Origin of the sequence: Actinoplanes rectilineatus (genome assembly GCF_000962825.1) — a bacterium.
Lineage (GTDB): Bacteria > Actinomycetota > Actinomycetes > Mycobacteriales > Micromonosporaceae > Actinoplanes > Actinoplanes rectilineatus.
On the sequence record NZ_JZKF01000158.1, the window covers coordinates 1 to 8,493 of the forward strand.

General features: G+C 72.2%; 8 protein-coding genes. 6 read left to right on the forward strand and 2 right to left on the reverse strand.

Annotated features, from left to right (window positions below; genetic code table 11):
- A partial coding sequence (locus WH85_RS51970; protein WP_045748405.1) for a hypothetical protein occupies positions 1-344 on the forward strand: 344 nt, incomplete at its 5' end.
- A gap of 259 nt (positions 345-603) precedes the next feature.
- Here WH85_RS51970 and WH85_RS45245 read toward each other — a convergent pair.
- Entirely contained in the window at positions 604-4,965 is a 4,362-nt protein-coding gene (locus WH85_RS45245; protein ID WP_045748406.1) for an ATP-binding protein, read from the reverse strand.
- The gene (locus WH85_RS45250; RefSeq protein WP_045748407.1) at positions 4,966-5,310 is read right to left on the reverse strand and encodes a hypothetical protein; all 345 of its coding nucleotides are present in this window, start codon (positions 5,308-5,310) and stop codon (positions 4,966-4,968) included.
- Positions 5,311-5,456: 146 nt separating this feature from the next.
- Here WH85_RS45250 and WH85_RS45255 point away from each other — a divergent pair, with 146 nt between their 5' ends.
- The 5 genes from WH85_RS45255 to WH85_RS51340 all read left to right on the forward strand — a co-directional run bounded on the left by WH85_RS45255 (position 5,457) and on the right by WH85_RS51340 (position 8,345).
- Positions 5,457-5,864 (forward strand): VOC family protein, encoded by a 408-nt coding sequence (locus tag WH85_RS45255; protein WP_045748408.1) that lies wholly within the window; start codon positions 5,457-5,459, stop codon positions 5,862-5,864.
- Positions 5,865-6,335: 471 nt separating this feature from the next.
- On the forward strand, positions 6,336-6,968 hold the full coding sequence (locus WH85_RS45260; RefSeq protein WP_045748411.1) for a YceI family protein: 633 nt from the start codon (positions 6,336-6,338) through the stop codon (positions 6,966-6,968).
- Between the two features lie 162 nt (positions 6,969-7,130).
- Positions 7,131-7,316 carry a hypothetical protein gene (locus WH85_RS51335; RefSeq protein WP_157411637.1) on the forward strand — a complete coding sequence of 62 codons (186 nt, stop codon included), beginning with the start codon at positions 7,131-7,133 and terminating at the stop codon, positions 7,314-7,316.
- 67 nt (positions 7,317-7,383) lie between these two features.
- A complete protein-coding gene (locus WH85_RS45270; RefSeq protein ID WP_045748410.1) occupies positions 7,384-7,623 on the forward strand; it encodes a hypothetical protein in 240 nt (79 codons plus the stop codon).
- Between the two features lie 545 nt (positions 7,624-8,168).
- Entirely contained in the window at positions 8,169-8,345 is a 177-nt protein-coding gene (locus WH85_RS51340; protein WP_157411638.1) for a hypothetical protein, read from the forward strand.
- The last annotated feature ends 148 nt before the right edge of the window (positions 8,346-8,493 follow it).

Here is an 8,493-nt window from a genome sequence, read left to right on the forward strand (position 1 = left end):
AGGGCAGCCAGCTCGGCAGCGGGCAGGGCAGCCAGCTCGGCAGCGGGCAGGGCAGCCAGCTCGGCAGCGGGCAGGGCAGCCAGCTCGGCAGCGGGCAGGCAGTAGGGGCGACACCGGCCGGTGATCGTTCGGACGAGAGACGCCAACAGGAGGCGAAGATGGCGAAAGGTGAGCTGAGACCCCAGGTCGCCGTTCCCCCGGCGACGCACGTGGAGCAGTCACGCCGCCTCGCCGTCTGTGTGTGCGGCAAGGGCATCGTGGGGAGCTGCTTCGGCTGGGTCCACATGCCGAACATGTGGATCGCCACCGACTCGTGCGGCGGTGCGAGGCCGCGAGCAGCATGAGGTCGACAGGCGGGTGCTGCTCCGTGAGGACAGTCTGCTCCGTGAGGAAAGGCTGCTCCGTGCGGACAGTCGGGTCCTACCGGGTGGGGACAGACCGATGCTGCCCCGTGAGGACGGGACGGTTCTGCACCGTGGGGACAGCGGGGTCCTGCGGCGTGGGGACAGACCGGTACTGCCGGCTCGGTGGCCTGCTCGCCCTGGCACACCGGTTGGGCCCCGCGAGGACGGGACGGATCTGCCTCGCGGGGACCGGCCGGACCTACTCCGCAGGGATCCGGCGGACACCGTCGATCACCGGCGGGAGGTCGTCGTCGCGGAGGGCGGTGCAGGTGACCGCCCGGGAGACGGCCGCGTGCAGTGCTTCACCGATCTCCGGACCGGAGGCCTCCAGCAGCTCGTCGGCGACATGCTCCAGGATCGCCGCCGGATAGGCCCAGCCGCGGGCGGTCGCCTCGCTCAGGAACCGCAGCGCCCGGCCCGGGTCGTGCCGGAACAGCAGCACTGACAGGTCGGGAAGCAGGTCGTCCGGTATTTCCTGGCCCAGCGGCCGGTGCAGGAACGGACCCCGCTCGGGATCGTCGAGCACCCGGTCGAGCAGCGGCCCCGGATCGCCGTAACCGGCGGCGGCCAGAATCAGCAGCGCTTCCACGTCCTCCGAGGCACGCCCGGAGCCGGAACCGCCGGAGTGGGGAGCGTCCGAGCCGGAGCCGCCCGAGTCGGGAGAGGCGGAGCCGGGACCGTCCGAGCCGGAGCTGGGACCGCCGGCGTTGGGAGAGCCGGAGCCGGAGCCGGTACCGCCGGCGACGGACAGGACCGCGGCGGCCAGCTCCGTGACCACCGGGCTGCCCGCGTTGGCCCGGACGATCTCGGCGTACGCCGGCAACCGCGCACCGTCGAGCTGCCCCACGCTGACCGGGACGCCCGGCCGGCCGGTCAGCGCGGCCCGGGTCGCGGACGCGGTGACCCGGGCGTACAACCGGTACACCGGATCCGGCACGTCCAGCTCCGCGCCGCCGAGGACCTGCTCGTTGACCGACACCACCGCGGCGAGCACCGCCGCCAGGACCGGCTCCGGCAGAGCCCCGGCCGGGTCGCGGCGGACACTGTCGTGGATCTGGGCGGCGCTCGGGTCCGGGTCGCGGCCGGCGAGACGCTGCGAGGTGTACAGCGTCGACGAACCGGCCGCGAACGCCAGCTGGAAGACCATGCTCAGGGCCGGCAGGTCGGTGAGCATGGCCAGTCCCGGGTCCGCCTCGTACGGCAGCAGACTCACCGCCGCGTCGAACCGGGACCGGTAGTCGGGCCGCAGATAGGCCAGGAAGTCCCGGTCCGCCTCCGGTCCGGCGGACGCCCAGCGCTGACCGGGCATCCGGACGATCAGGTGCCGCAGCGACTGCCAGGCCCGCTGTTCGCCGTCCGGGTCGCGGGCCAGGATCGCGGCGGACACCAGGGCGGCCTGCGCGACGGCGGCCTCGCCCGCGTCGTCGATCAGGGCGGCGAGAGCGGCCGCGCGGGGCGGGTCGGTGCGGGACAGGCGGTCGGCGTACACCCGCAGGGTTCTGGCCAGGGAGTGCGGGGTGCCGATCGACGCCGGCCCGGGCGGCAGAGATTGCAGCAGGTGGGCCGGGTCGGTGTACAGGCGCCGGTGGATGCGCCGGCGCCACTGGTTCTCGATGTTGAACCGGTACTGCCAGTGCAGCATCGCCCCCAGCGAGGCGGCCTCCTCCCCGGGGTGGCCGTCGGCGGGCGCCCACGGCACCCCGACGTCCGGTTCGCGCAGCGGCGCCACCCACTCGGAGCGGGTCAGCAACCCGCCCAGCAGGGTGCGGGCCCGGTCGGTGCGGCCCGCGTCCAGATGCCGGTGGGCGAGGCCGGCGAGGACCGTCGCCGGGTCGGTCAGGAACGGCGAGTGGTGGTCCTCCGGCGCGTGCAGGGCCAGTTCCTCGGCCCGGTCCGGGTCCCGGTCGAGCAGCAGGCGGGCCACGTCGGCGACGGCGCTGCCGCGCTGCATCACGGTGATGAGGTCCCGGGGTGGCGGTGCGGTGGCCAGTTCGGTGGCGAGCTGGTCGACGAGGCGGTGCCCGCCGTCCGGGTCGAGCGGGACGAGCGCCTCGGCGATCCGGATCCGTTCGGCCTGCGGCGGGTTCTCCATCAGGCGCAGGAACAGCAGCAGGCGGCCCTCGTCCGGGCGGCCCAGCGCGGCCAGTGCCCGGGCCCGGTGCTCCGGCACGGCGCGGACCGCGGCGAGCCGGTCCAGCAACGCCCGGGCCAGGGCGTCGTCGATGCCGGCCAGCGCGGCGGCGGCCGTCGCCAGGGCGACCTCGTTGGGGTGGTGGCGGCCGACCTCGAGCCGGTCCGCCTCGCGGCGCAGGGCGTCGCGGTGCCGGAGCGCACCGGCCGGGTCGAGCCGGGCCAGGCGGGCGAGTGCGGTCACCCGCTGCTCGCCGGGGAGCAGGTCGAGGCCGGACTCGGCGAGCAGCAGCAACGCGGACCGGCGCTGCGGATCGGCGGTCGTCTCCGCAGCGTCCAGGCAGGCCGCGGTACGCCCGGCGGCCATCCGGGCGAACAGCACGGGGTCGCCGGCGGCCGCGTACACCGGATCGGGCGGCTGTGGCGCCCCGGCCTTCGCCCACAGGGCCAGGGCGCGGTCCAGGTCGTGCGGGGCGAGCAGCGCGGCGGCCTTGACGGCGGCGTCCCGGAACGTGTGTCCGGGCAGGTCCTTGAGTGTGGACGCCTGCGCGGCGGCCAGTTCGGCCAGTTCACGGCTTCGGCCGGCGGGTGCGTGCGTGGCGATCTCGGCCAGGGCGGCCGCCTGTTGCGCGGACGGCGGCAGCGCCCAGGCGTGTTCCAGAGCCTCGTCGACCCGGCCCAGCCGGGCGGCCAGGCCGAGTACCGGGGGGCCGAGACGGCCGCCGGCCCGGGACAGTTCGGCCCGGGTGACGCTCAGGAACAGCACGTCGGGCAGGGCGGACAGGTCCGTGGCGCGGTCCAGCGACCGGGCCAGGGCCAGGTCGACGACCCGCACGAAGTAGCGGTCGTTCGCGAACCGGGCCCGGACCGCCCGCCGTAGACCGGGCGAGACCAGGCCGGGCAGTTCGGTGTCGCGCCCGGCGGCGGACAGGTGGTCGGCGACGTGCACCAGCTCGTAGTCGCCGGCCGCGGTCCAGTCCACGTCGGCCAGGGTCGGCCGGCCGCCCCGGCAGGCCCGGACGATCTTCTCGTGCCACTCGTGCGGGTCGACCGACCAGTCCATGCGGGCGTCCGGTCCGGCCAGGAACTCGGCGATGGACGCGTGGTAGAAGGCGAACCGGTCACCGTGGGTGCGCAGCAGCCAGCCCATCCGGGACAGCACGGCGCCGACGACCCGCGGCACGGCGGGCAGCCCGGAGAGCCGGGCGATCTCGGCGGCGGACAGCGGCGCGCGGGCCACGGCGAGCATGCCGAGCACGGTACGGCCGACCGACTCGAACACCTCGGCGGTCCACACCCCGTCCAGCTCGACCCGGCCCAGACCGTCGACGTCGCGGCGGATGGTGTCCAGGAAGAAGGTGTACAGACCCGGCAAACCGGGTGCGATGCCACGGAAGCGCAGAAGACCGGCCAGGAGTACCGGGTCCCGGTCGCGGGTGGAGACGTCCGTCAAGGCTTTGGCGTACGCGGTGAGCACCTGAAAGTTGCCCGCGGCATGGTCGGCCGTCGCGTCCAGGAAATCAGTCCAGTCCTGACCGTCGGCGGCGACCGCCGTCCGCACCGCGGCGGTGTCGAGGGTGCTCCGGGCGTACCCCAGAAGATCCTCCCGAACCTGGCGGGAATCCGCGGGAATGACCACCTCGGTGAGCTCGTCGAGGGGACGCGGGGTGCCACGCTGGGCGGGAACCGGCGGCGTCCGGGCCGACCGCAACGCGGCCAGGTCGGTGACCGGGCGGGCGGCGAGCACCAGCCGCACGTTGGCGGGCAGCTCCGGACCGCGGATCAGCCAGTCGAGCAGCCCCGACCGCGGATCGCGGACCAGCTCGTCGACGGCGTCCAGCAGGATCACGATCCGGGCCTGCGGATCACGCTCGGCCAGCAGCGCGGCCGGCGCGCCCAGCGCCAGTTCGGTGAGCACCCCGGCCTCGAGCAGCCGCGGCTCCACGTGCGCGCGGCTGATCGCGATGCCGGTGACGTCACCGTCACCGCGTCGGATCTCCTGGTCGACGTGGTAGCTGGCGGTGCGGTGGAACGGCGAGGCGATCAGGTCGTCGATCCGGATGCCGGTCACCCGGGAACCCGCCCCGGCGGTCTTGACCCGCTGTTTGACGACCAGATCGAGGGGTTCCGCCTCGAACAGCTCCGGCCGGGACCGGGCCAGCTGATGGCCGATCTCCAGCAGGAAACCGGTCAGGTCGGCGCCGACCAGGGCGGTCACGCTGTCCCGCCGGACGAAGTAGGGCAGCCAGTCCGGATGCCGCTGCGCGAGCCCGGCCAGCACGGTGGTCTTGCCGGCGCCGGGCTCGCCGGTCAGCAGCGTGAACCGGGACGCCACGACCGACTGCTCGATCGCGGCGGTCAGCCAGGGGCGCTCGACGTAGCCGGTTCCGGTGCGCTCGGCGACGAGATCGTGGAAACCTGTCGCGGGCATTCAGCGCTTCGTCTCGTCGACGCCGAGGATCTCGCCGCCGGCCGTCACGTTGTCGATCTCCTGGCGTACGGTGGCCCGCTTCCCCTGCCCGCCGGTGCGCCGCAGGCCGGTCACCGTGCCGGCCACCCGGCGGGCACGCTGGTCGATCGTGTCCTCCTCGCTGGTGCCGCCGTCGTCCTCGGCACCGCCGGCCCGCCAGAACTCCAGGGCCACCCAGGCGATCACGGCCACGACCAGCGCCGCGACCACCGCCAGGGGCCAGCCGTCGGTGGCGATGTTGGTCAGCACCCCGACGACCACGCCGAGAAGGGCCGAGCCCGCCGCCGTCACCTGTGACCGTTTCATGTATACCCCTCGCGTTTCGCCGATCACCGGAATGCTACCGAGGACACGGGAGGGTGGTGGGACCGCCGACTGCCGGACAGCGTCCCGGGCCGGAACCTAGCGTGCGGGCTGTCCACAATCTCTCCTTCCCTCTCGTGGAGGCAGTCATGGCGTCCCGGCTCAACCCGTACCTGTCGTTCGACGGCGACGCCCGCGCGGCGATGGAGTACTACCGCGAGGTGTTCGGCGGCGAACTCACCCTGAGCACGTTCGGCCAGTTCGGCTCGCCCGACCCGGCGATCGCCGACAAGGTGATGCACGCGCAGCTGACCACGCCGCAGGGGTACACGTTGATGGGGTCGGACACGCCGCCCGGGATGGCGTTCCACCCGGGGGACACCATCACGGTCAGCCTCAGCGGCGACGACGGGGACGAACTGCGGGGAGCGTGGGCGAAGCTGTCCGACGGCGGGACGGTGAAAGTGCCCCTGGAGAAGCAGATGTGGGGCGACGAGTTCGGCCAGCTGGTCGACCGGTTCGGCGTGCCGTGGATGGTGAACGTCGTGCAGTCCTGATCGCCGCTTCCCGGGCCCGGGTCTCACGGTCCTGCCGCGCCGACCGGACCTCCTCCTGTGGCCGGCGCTGTCCGTATATGACCGTGGTTCGGCCGGTATCGCGTACATGAGAATCGATTTTCACAGGCTTTTCCCAGTTAGAAAGCCGGTGGTGTCGAGCATCCGACAGCACCATTTCAGTAGGACGGATCACAGCGGGTGTGATTTGCGTTTCGCCAGTTCGGGAGGGGTTCGTCAGTGGGCGGTGATAGTCGGTGAATCGTACGAAAATGGCGATCTTGCGGAGGTGTCCGACTGTGGCGATCGACACGAATTCGATTACTCGGGGTGACACCGGGAACGAGGGAGTGCCTAGAATCGCGGCTTAACCAAGCGTGAAGCGTGTTACGCACGCCGTCCTGATGAACACGCAACGTCACCGTAGGGGGATACGTGACTGTCGACCGGCCGATCCGGCAGTGGAACGGCCTGATGATTCCGGATCCGGGTGTGTACACACTGGACGAAGCTCACAAGCGTCTCGGATTCGTGGCTCAGCACATGATGGTCAGCCCGATCCGCGGCGAATTCGCCCAGGGTTCCGCCACCATCGTCGTGGACCACGACCCGTTGCATTCGTCGATTTCCGCCACCATTCAGGCGAACACCGTCAACACCCACAACGCGGAACGCGACACGCACCTCTCCAGTGCCGACTTCCTCGACGTGGAGCGCTACCCGACACTGGAGTACCGCAGCACCGGCGTCACCTGGCTCAACGACGACGAGCCGATCTTCAAGTGGGCGCGGCTGCGCAACAACCCGCTGAGCCGCCGCACCGCCGTCACCGACCTGCCACCCGCGGCGACCCGCGCCTCCGGCCGCTTCCTGATCAGCGGCCTGCTGACGATCCGCGACGTGACCCGCCCGATCGACATGACGATGGAGTTCGGCGGGGCACGGCGCGACCCGTACGGCCGGGACATCTTCGGGTTCAGCGCCTCCGCCGAGTTCGACCGCGAAGCCTTCGGCCTGGTCTGGAACGTGCTGCTCGAAACCGGCGGCGTCCTGGTGGGCAAGAAGGTCCGCATCGAGCTGGCCGGCGAGGCGATTCGCGAGTCCTGACCGCCCGCTCGTCGTTTCGCCTGGTCGCCCGCTCGTCGTTTTGCCTGGTCGCCCGCTCTTCGTTTTGCCTGGTCGCCTGGTCGCCTGGTCGCCCGGTTGTCCGCTTGGTCGCTCGGTCGGCCGGCTGGCCTTTTAGTGGTGGCGCCCGGTCGCTTGGTCGTTATGGCGGCGGGTCGTCTGGCTGGCCGCGATCCGTGGCTCGTCGTCTTCGGTTCGTTCGTGCCGGGCTGGAATGTGCGGCAGTTCCGGCATGCGTTGCGGGCGTTGCGGGCGTTGCGGGCGTTGCGGGCGTTGCGGGCGTTGCGGGTGCTGCCCGCTCTGCGGGTGTGGTCCTTGGCCCGCTCGTGAAGTGAAAGCGGCCGTTGATGACGGCCGCAGGCCCTGCAGTGCCGCTTAGCTTAAGTTGATCAACGCCGTGACCGGTAACCATGCGATCCCCTTTGCCGCGGCGACTCGTCGGCCGTTGACGGTGGTCGTGGTCGTGGTCGTGGTCGTGGCCGGGGTCGTGGCGGTGGCCGTGGCGGTCGCATCAGCTCTGCTCAGCTGTTTGTCGCAGCGCGGGGTCACGTCCATGATCAACTTAAGCTGGGTGGCGAGGCGCGACCGTCGGCCGTCGCTCACGGTCGTTTTGGGTTCGGGGATGGACCGCAGCTGACGGCCGGGCCGGTCGAGCCGTCGGCTGCGGCTGTTCGGGAGGGCGGCAACCAGCCGTGAGCGACGGCTCGAGGTCGCCCAGCCGTCGCTCACGGTCGCTTTCGGCTCGCGGATGGACCGTAGTCGGCGGCCAGGCCGGTCGAGCCGTTGGCTGCGGCTGTTCGGGAGGTTGGGAGTCAGCCATCGGCGACGGCTCGGGGTCGCCCGGCCGTCGCCCGCGGTCGTTTTCGGTTCATGGGTGGACCGTGGCCGACGGCCGGGTTGGCCGGAACGCCACCGAACCCATTCCGAATCTCGGCGACGGCCCTGGTGGGGCAGCGAGTTGCTGAACGGCACCGACGCGCGGGGCGACCGGAGACGGCGCCCGGCAGACGTGGTCGCAGCCGCGGCGAAGTCGACGGTCAGAATCATGATCCACTTAAGCCGAGTGGTGTTGGCAGGCCCTGAGCCGTCGTCGGTGGTCTGTTCTGCGGCCGGGCTCAAACCGTGAGGGGCGGCCGGGTTCGGTGCCCACGTCGCTCAGTGAGTGCCTGTATGCCAGCGTCGATGCCCCTGGCTCTCGTGCCGGTGGTCGGTCTTGTCGCCTTCGTGGCCGGGCCGTGGGTGCTGGTGCCCGCCGAGTTCGGGGAGACGGTCGCCTCGCCGCGGGCGGTGGCCACCCTGCTGGTTCCCGCCGCGGCCGTCGCCGCCGGCGTGGTGGGCACCCTTATCTACCACGCCTGAGCCCCGGCCCGGGCGGAAACGCGTGGCTCCGGCCCCGGACCGAGAAGGCGTGGCTCCGGCCCCGGACCGAGAACGTGTGGCTCCGGCCCCGGACCGAGAAGGCGTGGCTCCGGCACCGGACCGAGAACGTGTGGCTCCGGCCCCGGAC

Coding starts and splice junctions, on each gene's coding strand:
- WH85_RS45245 (WP_045748406.1), bottom strand. CDS start 4,965: ATGCCCGCGACAGGTTTCCACGATCTCGTCGCCGAGCGCACCGGAACC.
- WH85_RS45250 (WP_045748407.1), bottom strand. CDS start 5,310: ATGAAACGGTCACAGGTGACGGCGGCGGGCTCGGCCCTTCTCGGCGTG.
- WH85_RS51340 (WP_157411638.1), top strand. CDS start 8,169: ATGCCCCTGGCTCTCGTGCCGGTGGTCGGTCTTGTCGCCTTCGTGGCC.
- WH85_RS45255 (WP_045748408.1), top strand. CDS start 5,457: ATGGCGTCCCGGCTCAACCCGTACCTGTCGTTCGACGGCGACGCCCGC.
- WH85_RS51335 (WP_157411637.1), top strand. CDS start 7,131: ATGGCGGCGGGTCGTCTGGCTGGCCGCGATCCGTGGCTCGTCGTCTTC.
- WH85_RS45260 (WP_045748411.1), top strand. CDS start 6,336: ATGATTCCGGATCCGGGTGTGTACACACTGGACGAAGCTCACAAGCGT.